At 64.0% G+C, this 15,599-nt stretch carries 15 protein-coding genes; 6 read left to right on the top strand and 9 right to left on the bottom strand.

Features of this window, described 5'->3' with window-relative positions; genetic code table 11:
* Positions 1-303 precede the first annotated feature (303 nt).
* The 3 genes from B5E56_RS11895 to B5E56_RS11885 form a co-directional block, all read right to left on the bottom strand.
* A complete protein-coding gene (locus tag B5E56_RS11895) occupies positions 304-1,710 on the bottom strand; it encodes a Sapep family Mn(2+)-dependent dipeptidase (RefSeq protein ID WP_087390406.1) in 1,407 nt (468 codons plus the stop codon).
* Positions 1,711-1,715: 5 nt separating this feature from the next.
* Positions 1,716-2,369, bottom strand: coding sequence for a helix-turn-helix transcriptional regulator (locus tag B5E56_RS11890; RefSeq protein WP_087189213.1), 654 nt, complete (start codon positions 2,367-2,369; stop codon positions 1,716-1,718).
* A gap of 67 nt (positions 2,370-2,436) precedes the next feature.
* Complete coding sequence (locus tag B5E56_RS11885) at positions 2,437-3,081, bottom strand: L-fuculose-phosphate aldolase (protein WP_087390403.1); 645 nt, start codon at positions 3,079-3,081, stop codon at positions 2,437-2,439.
* Between the two features lie 127 nt (positions 3,082-3,208).
* Here B5E56_RS11885 and B5E56_RS11880 point away from each other — a divergent pair, with 127 nt between their 5' ends.
* From B5E56_RS11880 to B5E56_RS11860, 5 genes are all read left to right on the top strand, one after another.
* Complete coding sequence (locus B5E56_RS11880; RefSeq protein ID WP_087390400.1) at positions 3,209-4,411, top strand: ATP-binding protein; 1,203 nt, start codon at positions 3,209-3,211, stop codon at positions 4,409-4,411.
* Between the two features lie 34 nt (positions 4,412-4,445).
* Positions 4,446-5,807, top strand: a complete 1,362-nt coding sequence (locus tag B5E56_RS11875; protein ID WP_087390397.1) for a TraB/GumN family protein — start codon at positions 4,446-4,448, stop codon at positions 5,805-5,807.
* A 28-nt stretch (positions 5,808-5,835) separates the two neighbouring features.
* Positions 5,836-7,107 carry an amidohydrolase family protein gene (locus tag B5E56_RS11870; RefSeq protein WP_087390394.1) on the top strand — a complete coding sequence of 424 codons (1,272 nt, stop codon included), beginning with the start codon at positions 5,836-5,838 and terminating at the stop codon, positions 7,105-7,107.
* A gap of 123 nt (positions 7,108-7,230) precedes the next feature.
* Positions 7,231-7,800 (top strand): RNA polymerase sigma factor, encoded by a 570-nt coding sequence (locus tag B5E56_RS11865; protein WP_242958957.1) that lies wholly within the window; start codon positions 7,231-7,233, stop codon positions 7,798-7,800.
* Positions 7,797-9,254: a serpin family protein gene (locus tag B5E56_RS11860; protein WP_087390388.1), complete on the top strand. Its 1,458-nt coding sequence runs from the start codon at positions 7,797-7,799 to the stop codon at positions 9,252-9,254. The genes B5E56_RS11865 and B5E56_RS11860 overlap by 4 nt, the downstream gene beginning before the upstream one ends.
* A gap of 39 nt (positions 9,255-9,293) precedes the next feature.
* On the opposite strand, the gene B5E56_RS11855 is transcribed toward B5E56_RS11860, so the two are convergent.
* Both B5E56_RS11855 and B5E56_RS11850 read right to left on the bottom strand, forming a co-directional pair.
* The gene (locus tag B5E56_RS11855) at positions 9,294-10,403 is read right to left on the bottom strand and encodes a phosphotransferase enzyme family protein (RefSeq protein ID WP_087269948.1); all 1,110 of its coding nucleotides are present in this window, start codon (positions 10,401-10,403) and stop codon (positions 9,294-9,296) included.
* Complete coding sequence (locus B5E56_RS11850) at positions 10,390-11,334, bottom strand: nucleotidyltransferase family protein (protein ID WP_087390385.1); 945 nt, start codon at positions 11,332-11,334, stop codon at positions 10,390-10,392. Before B5E56_RS11850 ends, B5E56_RS11855 begins: the two co-directional genes overlap by 14 nt.
* Before the next feature lie 269 nt (positions 11,335-11,603).
* Here B5E56_RS11850 and B5E56_RS11845 point away from each other — a divergent pair, with 269 nt between their 5' ends.
* Positions 11,604-12,443: a pyridoxamine kinase gene (locus B5E56_RS11845; protein ID WP_343214249.1), complete on the top strand. Its 840-nt coding sequence runs from the start codon at positions 11,604-11,606 to the stop codon at positions 12,441-12,443.
* A 56-nt stretch (positions 12,444-12,499) separates the two neighbouring features.
* Here B5E56_RS11845 and B5E56_RS11840 read toward each other — a convergent pair whose 3' ends face one another.
* From B5E56_RS11840 to B5E56_RS11825, 4 genes are read right to left on the bottom strand one after another with little or no spacing between them, the layout of a single operon-like run.
* Positions 12,500-13,255, bottom strand: coding sequence for a Rossmann-like domain-containing protein (locus B5E56_RS11840; RefSeq protein ID WP_087390379.1), 756 nt, complete (start codon positions 13,253-13,255; stop codon positions 12,500-12,502).
* A 1-nt stretch (position 13,256) separates the two neighbouring features.
* Entirely contained in the window at positions 13,257-14,057 is an 801-nt protein-coding gene (locus B5E56_RS11835) for an ABC transporter permease subunit (protein ID WP_087390376.1), read from the bottom strand.
* Entirely contained in the window at positions 14,041-14,862 is an 822-nt protein-coding gene (gene modA / locus B5E56_RS11830) for a molybdate ABC transporter substrate-binding protein (protein ID WP_087390372.1), read from the bottom strand. The genes B5E56_RS11835 and modA overlap by 17 nt, the downstream gene beginning before the upstream one ends.
* A gap of 43 nt (positions 14,863-14,905) precedes the next feature.
* Positions 14,906-15,580 (bottom strand): Crp/Fnr family transcriptional regulator, encoded by a 675-nt coding sequence (locus B5E56_RS11825; RefSeq protein WP_158098716.1) that lies wholly within the window; start codon positions 15,578-15,580, stop codon positions 14,906-14,908.
* Positions 15,581-15,599 lie beyond the last annotated feature (19 nt).

The following is a 15,599-nucleotide window of genomic DNA, read 5'->3' as shown; positions in this document are numbered from 1 at the left end:
GCGTCAGTGAAATCCTTGCTCGCAGCGCCGGCGCCCACGACCATCATGCCCATCAGCATAACAGCGGCCAGAGCCAGGCTGAGAGTCCTCTTGAGGTTTCTCATTTGGAATTCCTCCTTGTTTTATTTGACCATGAGGAGGGGACATCCTGCGAGTTTTTCAAGAATAGACTGTGCTGCAAGGCTTTCCTCTTTTTTAACCGGCTACTGGTAGCCAGCGGGTAGCCGTCAGGTAGCCACAAAAAAAGGCCGAAATCCCCTGTTTGGAGATTTCGGTCTTTTTGACCCAATCAATGGTTTTCCATCAGCCGCACAGGTCAATGATGGCCTGAGCGAAGATCTTGGCGGCGGTGAGCTGGTCGGCAATGCAGGTGTGCTCGTCGGCGCCGTGCATATTGCCATTGAAGCCGGGCATGGCGCAGCCGAAGGCCACGCCGCCGGGGATATCGTGGACGTAGGTGCCGCCGCCGATGGCCAGGCACTCCCCCTTCCGGCCACTGTACTGCTCGTAGCACTTGAGCAGAGTGCTGACCAGCGGGGTATCGGCGGGGGTATAATGGGGGGCCTGCATCCCGCCCTCGGCAGTAAAGCCGAACTTGGCAAAGGCGGCCTCAGCCGCGGCCTTGCAGTTTTCCTCGTTGGCGCACACCGGCACCCGGCTGTCAAACTGGCCGGACAGGCCGGTGTCGTTCAATTCCAGCAGAGAGAAGGCCAGGGTCAGCGGACCGGACATCTCGTCGGCCTGAGCAATGCCCAGGGCCTTACCGGCGCAGTCCCCGTGGGGGAAGAGGGCGTTCAGGGCATGGAGGGCAGCGGTGGAGCCCACCTTGGCCAGAGGCAGAGCGCACAGCAGATGGATCAGGCCGGTGATGGCGTTGACGCCCTCCTCCGGAGTGGAGGCGTGGGCGCCCTTGCCCTTGCACAGGATATGCAGGTCATCTCCCCGCTCGGTAAGCACATAGGTGACGCCGGTCTCACCGGCAGCCTTGTCGCAGTAGGGCTGCGCCGCTTTGGCGGACAGGCCGGCCACCACACACTCCGCCTCGGGAGGCAGCACGTTGATGCGGAACCCGCCGTGGAGCTCCTTCACCCGGGGGGTGGCGCTCTCCGCCGCCCAGGTCTTGGTGAATACCGGCTTGTAGCTGCCCTTCTCCAGGTTGATGACGGGGAACTCGCCGTCGGGGGAGAAGGTGCAGGGGGCGTAGGGCTCCTTACTATAATAATAGGCGATATCTTCAGAGCCGCTCTCCTCGTCGGTGCCCAGCAGCAGCCGGACATTCTTCTTCAGGGGCACGCCCAGGTCCCGGACGGCCTGCATGGCCAGCAGCACGGCGGCCACCGGGCCCTTGTCATCGTCGGTGCCCCGGCCGTACAGCATCCCGTCCACCTCGATGGGCTCATAGGGCTCCGTCACCGTCCAGCCGGTGCCCTCCCCCACCACGTCCAGGTGGCACAGGATGTGCAGCTGGGTCTCCTGATCGTTGAAGTCCACCGCGCCCACATAGTTGTCATAGTTCTTGACGGAGAAGCCCAGCTCCTCCGCCAGCTTCAGGCCCTCCGCCAGGGCGGCGGCGGGGCCGGGGCCAAAGGGCATCCCGGGCTGAGCCTCCTCCCGGACGCTGCGGATGCGCACAAGCCGGGAGATCATCTCCACCAGCTGCTGCCGGCGGGCCGGGTCGTCAAAATAGGCGTTGATTTGATCCTGATACATGGAACTTATTCCTCCTTGGGTTCTTCATCTCCGCCGGCGGCGCCGGTCAGCTCCCCCAGGTACTTGTACACCGTATACCGGGACACCTGGAGCCGCTTGGCCACAAAGGGCACCGACTTGCGGAAGGAAAAGGCGTTTTTCTGGTCCAACAGGGCAATGATCTTCATCCGGTCCCGCTTGGTCAGCACGTTCACCGGCTTGCCTACCGCCGCCAGGCACTCCTCGAAGATCTGGGTCAGCTGGCCCTCCCCGCCGTGCCACATGGCGCTTTGCAGGTCGGCCTCGGCGCTCATCAGATCCACCAGGATGCGGTTGGCATAGACCAGAGAGCTGTAGTCAAAGTTGATGCCCAGGGCCAGGTTGAAGTCCTCCCCGATGAGGTGGAAGGTACTGCTCTTGATCTGCTGGCCCGAGGGGGTGGTGGCGTAGAGGTTGACGAAATCGGTGACCAAGGCGTCCTGGTCCAGCTCCTTGGCGGTGCCCAGGATGTCCATGGTGGAGCCTACCGTCCGGCCGGATACATGGCCGTTATAAATGGATAAAATGGGGTGCCTGGGGTCCCCCATGTCGTGGACCAGCGTCTCGCAGGTGGAGCCAAACATCTCCGCGATCCCCCGGGCGGTCCGGTCCAGAAATTCAAAGGCTTCCTCCCGATCCATTGGTTCACTTCCTTCTCTCTTGGTTTCCAGTCCAGATTGTACTCTGAACCGGGCTAAAATGCAAGGCTCAGGCCTGGCGGTAGCTCTGGAACTTACCCAGCACCGCCTCCAGCTCCTCCGGCGTCAGGTTCACGCCGCCCCCGGCCTGCCTGGTGTAGTAGTACACCTTGGCCAGAAACTCCAGCTGCTGGGCGGCGTCAAAGGCGAAGGACAGGCTGCCCCCCACCGTCAGCAGGCCGTGGTTGCCCAGCAGGCAGGCGTTGTACTCCTCCTTCATCCCCTCCCAGGCCGCCTCGGCCAGCTCCAGAGAGCCGAAGGGATAGTAGGGGATGCAGGGCACCTGCCGCCCGGCGTAGGCCACCAGATAGTGGACCGGCTCAATATTCCAGCGCAGGCAGGAGAGCACCGTAGCGAAGGTGGAGTGGGTGTGGACCACCCCATTTACATCCTGCCGCCGCTGGTAAAACAGCCGGTGGAGGTCCAGTTCGCTGGAGGGCTTGCGCTTGCCCTCCACCACCTTGCCCTCCAGGTCGGCCACCACCACGTCCTCCGGGGTGGTGGCAAAATAGTCCATACCGGAGGGGCTGATGGCCATGAAGCCGCTCTCCCGGTCAAATACACTGAGGTTGCCGAAGGTTCCGTCGGTGAGGCCGGTGGTGACCAGCTTTTTGCCGTACTCCACCACCTGCTCCCGCTGCTCCTGTAACAGCATAAACAAGACTTCCTTTCTCCATGCTCGTTTCCTCAAGCATACGGAAAACCGGAGCGCAAGTCAAGCCTTTGCATTGACAGCAGGGCCACCCGCGCATAAAATGGACACAGACAAGGAGGCACCCATTATGACAACGGAAACCCTGCGCTTCGCCCTGGGGGGCGTGGCCGCTTATCGACATATTCTGGACACCCCTGAGCTGGGTCTGGTACGCACGCTGCTGGACAAGCTGGCCGGAGGGGACGCCGCCGGAGCGGCAGAAGCTTACGCCAGTCTCTTCTATACCCTGCGGGAGGGCCGGTATCCCGGCCTGGGGGACTGGCTGTACGACCAGCTGCGCTATACCGAGTCCCCCTACGCCCGGCTGGCCGAGGAGGGCGGGTCAGACCCCGCCCTGGAGGAGGCCGCCCGCCGGGACGTGGCCATTTTCGCCCAGCTGTGTGAGCTGGACTGCGGGCAGCTCATCGCCGCCATAGCCCGGAAGGCCGCCCCCGCCCTGCTGCCGGTGCTGGAGGGCCTGCCCCGGTGGCCCGCCGGCTGTCCCTTCACCTTTGAGGGGCTCACCGAGTTCTACCGCGCCCACGGCTCCGGCCTCTTCGCCCGCAGCCGTGCCTTCCTGTGGGAGGACGGCCAGCTCTTCCCGGTGGAGGAGCCCGACTGTCCCGGCCCCGACGAGATGCTGGGCTACGAGCTCCAGCGGGACCAGGTCATTGCCAACACCCGGGCCATGCTGGAGGGTCACCACGTCAACAACGTGCTTCTCTTCGGAGAGAGCGGCACCGGCAAGTCGGCCACGGTGAAGAGCCTGCTCTCCCGGCCCGGCTTTGAGGACCTGCGGCTCATCGAGGTACAGAAGGAGGGGCTGGCCGATCTGCCCCGGCTCATCCGGAAGCTGGGCGGGCGGCGGCTCAAGTTCATCCTGTTTATCGACGATCTGGCCTTCGATCAGGACGACACCACCTATTCTGTCATGAAAACCATCCTGGAGGGCGGTCTGGAGCGCCGTCCCGCCAACGTGGCCATCTACGCCACCTCCAACCGCCGCCACCTGGTGCGGCAGACCTTCTCCGACCGGGCGGGGGACGAGGTGGATGCCAGCGAGACCATCCAGGAAAAGACCTCTCTGGCCGAGCGGTTCGGCCTGCGTATCCCCTACCTGGCCCTGAACAAGGTGGAATTCCTGGACCTGGTGGAGAAAATGGCCGCGCTGCACGGGGTGACCATGGACCGGCAGGCCCTGCGCACCGGCGCCGACCGCTGGGAGATGAGACATCCCGGCCGAACCCCCAGAACCGCCAAACAGTACATCGCCAGCCTCAGTCTGGCATAAACACAGTGCCCCGTACAAGGAAAGGAGCATCTCTATGAGACGGAATCTGTTGAAAAAAGCACTGGCCGGTCTGCTCTCCGCCGCTCTGCTGGCCCTTCCCACGCTGGCGGCGGAGCCCCAGCAGCCCTCCCCCTGGGCGGTAAGCCAGCTAGCCGACAGCTACGCCCTGGGTCTGGTGGACGACAACTACACCACCTACATCCAGAGCCCGGTGACCATGGAGCAGTTGGAGTCCATGACCAAGGTAGTGGCCGACAAGCTGGCCCTGCTGGAGCTGGAACCCCGGACGGCAGACGCCGTGGGCCTGGTGGTAGACACCACCCGGGGCGGCGTGATGAACGCCCTGTATCAAGAGGCGGCCACTTATGACCTGCCCGGCGTGGAGGAGGGCCCGGAGGCCTTTCTGACCGGGCTGGGCGTGGTCCAGGGAGACGGCGCAAGCCTGGCCCAGGAGCGCACCTGCACCTATCAGGAGGCCATGGTCATGGCCAACCGGCTGATTCTGGCCATCTATGACGGGCAGGACGCCGGCTCCAAGGGCCTGCTGTGGAAGGCCACCAACGGGGATAATACCCTGTATCTGCTGGGCACCATACATCTGGACCGGGACAACGTCTATCCCCTCCACAAGTCCCTCCGGGACGCCATTCAGGCCTCCGAGGAGGTCATCTTTGAGCTGGATCTCAACGACCAGGAGGGCATTGCCCTGCTCCAGAGTATGCAGACCTATCAGGACGGCACCACCCTGGCCGACCACATCAGCCCCGAGCTCTATCAGCGGGTACAGGCCGCCGCTGCCGCCCTGGGCATGGCCCCCAACGGGCTGGACGCCTATAAGCCCTGGGCTCTGGCCTCCACCTTCTCCACCCTGTCCATGCAGGACGACACCACCGGCAGCAACGCCATGGCCATTGACCTCTATGTGAACGCCGCCGCCGTCAATTCCGGCAAGGCCATCGGCGCGGTGGAGACCTACGCCTTCCAGGGCGGCATCTTTGACGGTCTCTCCCCCGAGTATCAGGAGGCCTATCTGGACTCCGCTCTGGCTGGTTTTGAGGCCACCCTGTCCGGCGCCGCCACTTCCCCCGAGATCGACGAGGCGCTCCAGGCACAGGAGGAGATGCTCTCCGCCATGTTCGCCGCCTGGAAGGACCGGGACCCGGAGGCCTTCTCCAAGGTCTACGACAAGGCCGCCATCATCAACAGCACCGACGAGCTCAACTCCAAGCTGTTCACCCAGCGGGACCCCGGCATGATCGAGGCCGCCGCAGGCTATCTGGAGACCGAGGGGAGCCACACCTACTTTATGGCAGTGGGTGCGGGCCACATGGTGGACCCGGGTGGAATTGTCAGTGGTCTGCGTGAGCTGGGCTATACTGTAGAACTGGTGCCCTAAACTCCGCTAATCCCGAAAGGAGTACCATATGATCCTGAAAGGAACCTTCCTCCACACCCCTACGTTGGGGGAACTGGAGGTACGCCAAAATGCCTATCTGGTCTCTGAAGGCGAAACCATTGTGGGGCTGTACGACACCCTGCCCCCGGAGTACGCCGCCCAGCCGGTGGAGGACTGGGGGGACGCCCTGATCATCCCTGCCTTTACCGACCTGCACATCCACGCCCCCCAGATCATTAACCGGGGCATCGGCTACGACAAGGAGCTGCTGCCCTGGCTGGAGACCTATACCTTCCCGGCGGAGGCCCGCTTTGCCGATTCTTCCTTTGCCGACCGGGCGTGGAAGGCCTTCCTCAACCGCCTTTGGGCCGTGGGTACTTTGCGCTTTTCCGCCTTTGCCACCATCCACAAGGAGGCGGCCTGGCGTCTTATGGAGCTGTCCGAGGCCTCCGGCCTCCGGGGACTCATCGGCAAGGTGAACATGGACCGCAACTCCCCGGACGACCTGCGGGAGGACACCGACGCCTCCCTGGCGGACACCGAGGAGCTGATCTGCCGCAGCCGGGAAGCGCTGCGCCGCACCGGCTTCATCCTCACCCCCCGGTTCGTCCCCTCCACTACGGCAAAGCTGATGGACGGTCTGGGTCAGCTGGGCGAGAAATATGATCTGCCCATCCAGTCCCACCTGTCAGAGAACCAAAGTGAGGTGGCCTGGGTAGCCCAGCTCCACCCGGATATCCCCACCTACACCCAGGTGTACGAGCACTTCGGCCTGCTGCGGCAGGACAAGACCATCATGGCCCACGCCATCCACCTGTCCGACGGGGAGAAGGCCCTGCTCCGGGACAAGGGGGTCATGCTGGCCCACTGCGCCCTGTCCAACACCAACCTGTCCAGCGGCATCATGCCTCTGCGGCAGGATCTGGAGCAGGAGCTGCGGTGCTGCGTGGCCAGCGATGTGGCCGGAGGCCACACCGCCAACGTGAGCCGCAGCGTCACCGCCACGGTGCAGGCCTCCAAGCTGCGCTGGCTGAACCACCCCGACCAGGCCCCCCTCTCCCTGACCGAGGCCTTCTATCTGGCCACCCGGGGCGCGGGCTCCTTCTTCGGTCAGGTAGGCGCCTTCCTGCCCGGCTTCGCATTTGACGCCCTGGTGCTCCGTCCCTCCGCCCTGGACGCGCTGGTGGAGCGCACTCCCTTCGAGCGGCTGGAGCAGTTCCTCTATGACGGGGACGACCGGAACATCGCCGCCCGCTACTGCGCCGGGGAATTGATTCCTCAGCCCTTCTCCCAGCTTTAAACCAAAAGGGGCCTGCCGCCGCAGGCCCCTTTTTCCCATAAAAATTAGTTCTGACTGTAACCTTTCCCCCTCCCAACTCGCTGACAGGGGTGAAAGGCCTTTTCACCAGCCCACAGGAGAGGAGTGAGTACCGTGGAGGACGCCCAGATTGTGACCTTATTTCTGACCCGGGACGAGGGAGGCATCCGGGCGGCATCGGACAAGTACGGCAGCCGCCTGCGGCAGCTGGGCTTCCGGCTGCTGCCCGACCGGCTGACGGTGGAGGAGTGCGAAAACGACGCCTACCTGCTGGCCTGGGACAGCATCCCGCCCCACCAGCCCAGGGATTACCTCTTCCCCTTCCTGGCCCGGCTCATGCGCCACACGGTGCTGGACCGCTGCCGGGCCCTCACCCGCCGGCGGCAGCTGGCCCGGCTCACCGCTCTCACTCAGGAGCTGGAGGACTGCCTTCCCGGCCCCGACCACACCCAGGCGCTGGTGGACGCGCTGGCCCTGGGCGAGAGCCTGAACGCCTTTCTCAAGGCCCTGCCTGAGGAGGCCCGGAACCTTTTCCTGCGGCGGTACTGGTTCTTCGACTCCATCACCGCCATCGCCCGGCGGTACGGGCTCACCCAGAGCAAGGTGAAAACCACCCTGTTCCGCACCCGGCAGCGGCTGCGGGACCACCTGATTAAGGAGGGATTTACGGTATGAAAGCGGATGATCTGTTGGACAGCCTGGAGCACGTAGACCCGGAGCTGGTGGCTCAGGCAGACAAACCGCCCCAAAAAGCGCCTCACCGCCGCCCCCTGTGGATGGGGCTTACCGCCGTGGCGGCAGCCGCCGCCATCGTCATCGGCATCGTGCTGTGGCCGGGCGGCGGCCCCCTGACGGGCCAGGCCTACGCTCTGGCAGTGGCGGAGTACCCGGAGGTGCCCCCCTACCCCAGCGAGATGGACTATCTCAACCCCGACGGTTCCCTGGATTCCGACCGCTGGAGCGCCGACTACGACACCTGGCGGGCCGACCAGAAGGCCCGGCTGGACCAGCCCGAGGGCTACGACAGCGGCCTGGAGGGGTACTATACCGCCGCCCTGCGCCAGTTCCTGGGGGACAGCGGTACGGAGAACAAGGTCTGCTCCCCCCTGAACATCTACTTCGCCCTTGGGATGCTGGCCGAGCTTACCGACGGCAGCAGCCGACAGCAGATCCTGGACCTGCTGGGCCAGGACGGTATCGAGGCCCTGCGCACCCAGGCCAGGGCCCTGTGGAACGCCAACTACTGCCACGACGGAGCGGTGACCAGTATCCTGGCCTCCTCCCTGTGGCTCAATGAGGACGTACCCTTCAACCAGTCCACCCTGAACACCCTGGCCGACACCTACTACGCCTCCTCCTACCAGGGGGAGATGGGGTCGGCGGAGCTGGACCAGGCCCTCCAGACCTGGCTCAACGACCAGACCGGCGGGCTGCTGAAGGAGGCTGCGGACCAGGTGAGCCTGGACCCGGAGACGGTGCTGGCCCTGGCCACCACCGTGTACTATCAGGGCCGGTGGTCCCAGGAGTTCAACCCGGACAACACCGCCCCCGAAACGTTCCACGCCCCCGGCGGGGACGTGACCTGTGACTTCATGCACAGCTCCTCCTCCAACACCTACTGCTGGGGGGATCAGTTCTCCGCCGTGGGGAAGTCCGTGCTGTACGGCGGTACCCTGTGGATGGTCCTGCCCGACGAAGGAGTGAGCGTAGATCAGCTGCTGGACGACCCGGAGGTCATGGAGTTCCTGCTCTCCAACGGGGAATGGGAAAACCAGAAGTACCTCAGAGTCAACCTGTCCATGCCCAAATTTGACGTGTCCGGCCAGCTGGATCTGATTGAGGGATTGCAGGCCATGGGGATCACCGACGTGTTTGACCCGGCGGTGTCCGACTTCACTCCCATGACGGAAGCTGTGGAGGACATTTCTGTCACTCAGGCCACCCACGCCGCCCGGGTGGCGGTGGATGAGGAGGGCGTCACCGCCGCCGCCTTCACCGCCATGGCAATGGGGGGTTCCGGTATGCCGGAGGACGAGGTGGACTTCACTCTGGACCGTCCCTTCCTCTTTGTCCTCACCAGCGCCGCAGGCCAACCCCTCTTTGCCGGAGTAGTCAACCAGCCCACATAAAAAACGAGGCGCCTCCCCAGAAGGAAGGCGCCTCATTTCTTATCGATATTTATCTACCGCGGAGCACATCTTGTCCCAGCAGGCCTCCATATCGGCCACCAGCTTGAACTGGGTGCGGCACCGGTCCAGGTTCTGGCCGGGCCGGTGGATACGGAAGTATTTGTCCCCCTCCAGGTAGTCGGTGAGGAAGCGGATGCCGCACTCCAGGGTGATGAGCCGGGCGCCCCAGGGCAGGTAGTCCAGCTCCGCGGGGGTGAGGGCCCCGTCGGCCCCCTCCAGAAAACCCTGGGTGTAGGCATCAAACAGGTTCAGGTCGAAGTGGACCTTGTTCATATCCCGCTCATCCTCGTCGCAGTGGTTGGCACCGAACCGGATGGAGTCGCCGAAGTCGTTGACCGACAGGCCGGGCATCACGGTATCCAGGTCGATGACGCACACCGCCTCGCCGGTCTTGCGGTCCATCAGCACATTGTTCAGCTTGGTGTCGTTGTGGGTGACCCGCAGGGGCAGCTCTCCCCGCCGCAAGGCCTCCAGCACCACGGAACAGTCGGCCTCCCGGGCGGCTACAAAGTCCAGCTCGGGGCCTACCTCCTTCACCCGGCCCACGGGATCGGCAGCCACCACTTCCTTCAGCCGGGCCAGCCGGGCCTCGGTGTCGTGGAAGTGGGGGATGGTCTCATACAGCGTCTCCGCCGGGTAGTCCTTCAGCATCCGCTGGAACTTGCCGAAGGCCCGGGCCGAGGCGGCAAACCGCTCCGGCGTCTCGGCAGACTGGAGGCACATGGTGTCCTCCAGGAAGGGGTACACCCGCCAGGCACCTCCCTCGGGGTCGGTATGGTAGTAGCTGCCGTCCCGGGCGATGCACAGGGAGAGGGTCTCCCGCTCCGGATCGCCCCCCTCGGCGGCAATCTCCTTTTTCAGGTAGTTGGTGACCCCCGCAATGTTGGCCATCACCTGTTCCGGGTGGTGGAAGGCGTTGCGGGAGATCCGCTGGAGGATAAACCGGCGGCAGGGGTCCTCCCCCGGCTGGGTGTGGACGCAGAAGGTGTCGTTGATGTGGCCGGAGCCAAACCGCACCGCGCCCACCACTTCTCCTCCAAAGTCAAAGGCATTCAGGGCCTCCTGTAAGTACTGCTCAGCAGGCGCCATGGTCGCACACACCCCACAGATCGTCGGGATAGAGGCCCGCCTCGGTCATGGCCTTCACCGCAGCCACCACCACCGGCTTGTCCTCCCGGTAGGTGACGCCGTACCACTTATCGGCGCTGCGGAGCACCTTCACCCGGGCCTTGCCCTCCTCCAGTAACTGGGTCACCACGCTGGGCAGGAAGTACTCCCCTTTCTCCGGATTTTCCACCAGGGCCTTGTCCAGGAAGGCAGGGAACCGGGCTTGCGCCTCGGTGAGGAAGCTTTTGGTAAAGCCCCACAGGTTCATGGATACGATGGTATCGCCGCTGAGATGGGTCCAGGTCTGGCCGTCGTCCTCGGTATAGCGGGCGTCCGCCCCGTCCTTCTCAATGTGGGTGTGCTCCACCACCTCTTTCAGGTAGTGGTCCCCCTCCTCGGCGCACACGCCCCGGGCCACATGGCCGTGCTCGGTAACGGTGTTGCCCAGGCGGTAGCCCACCATGGCGTACTCATAGCAGCCGGGCTGGTCGGGATGGCTCTCCAGGTACTGATAGATCTCCCGGAAAGCCTGGGGGCCGTAGTAGTCGTCGGAGTTGATGACGGCGAAGGGACCGTCCACCACCTGACCGGCGGCCAGCACCGCGTGGCAGGTACCCCAGGGCTTCACCCGGCCGACGGGCACGGCGTAGCCCTCCGGCAGGTCGTCCAGCTCCTGATAGGCGTACTTTACGTCGATCACCTTGCTGAGCCGGTCGCCGATGGCAGCCTTGAAGGTATCCTCGATCTGGTGCTTGATGACAAACACCACGGTCTCAAACCCGGCCCGCCGGGCGTCATAGATGGAATAATCAATGATCATCTGGCCGTGGCTCCCCACGGGGTCGATCTGCTTGAGCCCTCCGTAGCGGCTGCCCATGCCCGCCGCCATGACCACAAGAACAGGCTTGTTCATGCCTCTGTTTCCTTCCTTCCTCTCCCCGTCCGGCACCGCAAAACACAACGCTGGAGGGGGAAATGGTGATACAATAGTAGGTTTTTTGCTGAGATCCGGCTTTTTCGCCGGATCTTATTTATTATATACGCCTGTGTGTCAATGTGCAACCGCAGAAACCGGACTTCACGCAGTTTTTCCCAGATCTGACCTTACTAAAAAAGCAATATGTGACACTTTAATAAGGTCAGTTTCTCTGTTATACTGCACCCAACGAAACCAGAAAGGAAGTGCGGTTCTTGAAACGGATCGTCAGCATTCAGGATGTGTCCTGCCTGGGGAAATGCTCCCTGACGGTAGCCCTGCCCATCATCTCGGCCATGGGCGTGGAGTGCTCCATCGTCCCCACGGCGGTGCTGTCCACCCACACCATGTTCTCCGGCTTCACCTGCAAGGATCTCACCGACCAGATTGAGCCCATTGCCGCCCACTGGAAGGAGAGCGGCCTGGGCTTTGACGCCGTTTACACCGGCTATCTGGCCTCCGCGGAGCAGATCGACTATGTGTGCGCCTTCTTTGACGCCTTCCGGCGGGAGGGCAGCCTCATTGTGGTGGACCCGGTGATGGCGGACAACGGCAAGCTCTACCCCGCTTTCGGGCCCGACTTCCCCGCCCAGATGGCCAGGGTGTGCGCCAAGGCCGACCTGATCCTGCCCAACCTGACCGAGGCCAGCCTGCTCACCGGCCTGCCCTACCGCACCGAACAGGACGAGGGCTATATCAAGGAGCTGCTCCAGGCCCTGGCCGCCCTGGGTCCCCGGTACGTGGCCCTCACCGGCGTCAGCTTTGAGCCGGACAAGCTGGGTGTCATGTATTACGACAAGGTCACCGGCCAGTACGGCAGCTACTTCACCCAGCACCTGCCCGCCAGCTTCCACGGCACCGGCGACGTGTTTGCCTCCACCTGCGTGGGCGGCCTCATGCGTGGCCTGGAGCTGGGGGATGCCCTGGCCCTGGCCGCCGACTACACGGTGGAATCCATCCGCTGCACCCTGGAATCTCCCGACGCCAACTGGTACGGCGTAGAATTTGAGCGCGCCATTCCCTACCTGGTCCAGCACCTGAACTGATCCCCAAAGCGCCAAAAACGGCCGCCTTTCGGCGGCCGTTTTGTTTTTTGCCTCTGTCAGGCTTCTTCCTGGCTCCGGTCGGCAAAGCAGACCCGCTTCAGCCCCAGAATGGGGGCGGCCCCTGACAGAGTGGTACCGAAGAACACTACCTCTTTATCCAGATCCAGATAGTCCACAATGGTGCCGTTGCACAGGGTGCTGCCGGTACACAGCACCAGGTCGGCCCAGTCCACCGCCTCCCGCCGGTCGGCCTCCCCGTCCAGCACCGGGCAGCCGTCCTTCATCTTGCCGATGTTGTCCGGGTTCAGGTCCAGCACCTTCACGGAAAAGCGCCGGGACAGTGCGGCGATGAGGGCGGGCTGGAAGCCCACCAGGGCGATTTTGGGGGCGCCGTAGTGGTCGGCCACCCACTCCACCATGTGGCGGGCGCAGAACTCCGGCCCGCCGTCCTTACAGTGGACGGTGTTGTCCGCCCGACCCAGATACTTCATCACCGCGTTCAGGGTGGCGATGAACAGCCCCCGGCTGTGAGGGTCCCCCTCCAGATCCAAAGCCAGCACCTGGTCCAAAGCCCCCTCAAACTGGGCGGGGGCGTCGGTGAAGGCCTGGCCCTTCGCCCCCCGGAAGTCGGCCATCAGCATGACCTCCTTGCCGGTGAGGATGGGGTAGTCGGTGCGCTGGGTGTGGCCGATGGCCTCCTCCGGCGTCAGCCCACGGGCTTTGATGGTCACCGCCGAGCCGGTAAGGCCGTGCTCCTCCAGGGCGGCAGCCAGAGCGGCGCGCAGGGTCTCGTACAGGGTATGCCGGTCCATGTTACAGATCCCTTCCTTTTCGTCCGGCCAGACGGCTTACCCCCTGGACCGCCAGGGAGAGCAAAAGCAGCAGTAGAGCCGCCGCCAGCGCCATGCCGTTGTCGCCGGTAGAGATATTAAGGTAGATGCTGGCGGGCAGGGTCTCGGTTTTCAGCCGGGTGACCCCCACCAGCATCAGGGTGGCGCCGAACTCCCCCATGCCCCGGCTCCAGGCCAGCAGAAAGGCCGACAGCAGGGCCGGGCGGCACAGGGGGAAGGTAATGTAGCGAAAGGCCTGGAACCGGGTGGCCCCCAGAGTCTGGGCGGTGAGGGGAAGCTCCGGGTCGATCTGCCGGAAAGCCTGGGCGGCCAGATGGATCACAAAGGGCAGGTTGATGAGCAGATGGACCGCCACAATGCCCTTTGGGTCAAATACCAGCCGCAGGCCCAGCTCTTTCAGGGCCTTGCCGAAGGGAGAGGAAAAAAGGGTGAGCAGGCACAGGCCCAGCACCAGATAGGGTAAGGCCAGGGGCAGCTCCAGCAGGGCCTCCGCCCACCGCTTGCCGGGCAGAGGCGTGAAGGCCAGCAGATAGGCGCAGGGGATGCCGATGAGGATGCACAGCAGGGTGGACAGGGTGGTGGTCCACAGACTCAGCCCCACGGCAAACCGGATCTCCCCGTCGGCCAGAGCACGGCCCAGGTTGGGCAGGCCCCCGGTCACCACCCCCCACAGGCTGGCCGCCACATAGAGCAGCACCGCCAGCAGCAGCACCAGAAAGCCCCACTCAAAGGGTTTTAACGGGCGTTTATCCCGCCAGCTCATAGCCGTAGCTGGTCCAGATGTCCTGGGCGGTCTGGCCGTTCAGAAATTCCGCGAAGGCGTCGGCAGCCTCAGCGTCCGCCGAGCAGGTCAGCCGGGCGGCGGGGATGGTCTTGACATAGGCCTCCATCTCGGCACTGTCCACGATCTCCCCCTGGTCGGCGCTGACGTTCTCCTTCCACACGATGATGGCATCGCACTCGTCGGCGGCCAGAGCGGTGGTCATGGCGGGAGCGGTGGCGGTATTGGACACGATATCCACCTGATTGGTAATGCCGAAGTCCTCAAAAAGCTGCACGGCGATCTTGCCGATAGGGGTAGCCTCCGGGTCACCGATGACCACACGGACCCCCTCCTTGGCCAGGTCGGCGGGGCCGGTGATCTTCAGCGGATTGCCCTTCTGCACCGCGATCACCGGGATGTGGCGCACCAGAGGAGTGGAGGACTCCACCAGCTGGGCCACCGGCTTGACCTCCTGCTCGGAACCAGCGATGAAGAAGTCGCCCTCCTGGGCGGTATTGATCTGAGTCTGGATCTGAGCGGCGTTGGCGCAGGTCACCTCCACCGTACAGCCGGTCTGATCCTGGAAGGCCTGGGCGATCTCAGCAAAGGGGTCCTTCATGCCTGCGCCGCAGAAGACCAGCAGGGTGTGGCCGCTGAGATCTGCAACAGCCGGGGTGGTCTCCACAGCGGCGGGGGTTGTCTCCGGAGCGGACGGCGTGGTCTCCGCCGGGGCAGGGTTGGAGCAGCCCGCCAGCATAGACAGCGCCAGCAGGGCGGACAGGGTCAGGGATACCAGTTTCTTCATGACAAACACCTCCAAGGTTTGCCACGAGTATACCAAAATCCCCTCACCCGGTATGTTGTCCGGACAACTTTTCTGGAAAAAGCGTAAACCGATTCTTGCGAAAGGTGAGCACCCCTTCCCCCTCCAGCTCCTTCAGGGTATGGGAGAGGACTGAGCGGTTGAGGCAGAGGTAGTTGGCCATGGCCTCCCGGTCGAAGGGGATGGTAAAGGTGGTGCTCCCCGACCGTCCGGCCTGGGCGGTGAGATACTTCAAAATCCGCTGTCTGGCGCTTTTCACCGAAAGGGCATCAATTTTATAATATTTTCGGATGTTCTGGTTGGATACGAAGTGGAGCAGATTGCCCAGCAGGGCCAGCCGCAGCTCCGCCGGCAGGGCGGGGTCGCTCAGCCGGTCCACGGGAACGCTCCAGGTGGTACAGCGCTCCAGGGTACAGACCGAGTAGGGGCTGGTGCGCCTGGGGGTGCAGGCCACCTCCCCCGCCACCAGATGGCCGGGAAAAAGCTGCTGGTAAAGAAATTCCGAGCCGTCGGCGTCCAGTCGGACCGCCCGCATGGTACCAGAGAGCAGCACCTCCAGCCGGTCCACCCGCTCCCCTTCCTGAATGACCACCCGGTTGGCGGGGTACTCCTCCTGCCGCCCGCCCAGCAGCGGCACTACCTCCTCCGGCTCCAGGTCCCGGAAGAGCACACTGCCCGCCAGGATCTCACGGTCCTCCATGGTCCCACCTCCTTGCCCG

It is taken from the genome of Flavonifractor sp. An112 (genome assembly GCF_002161085.1).
GTDB lineage: Bacteria > Bacillota > Clostridia > Oscillospirales > Oscillospiraceae > Flavonifractor > Flavonifractor avicola.
Note: the sequence above shows the minus strand (reverse complement) of the source record. Positions and strands in the feature narration are given on the sequence as shown.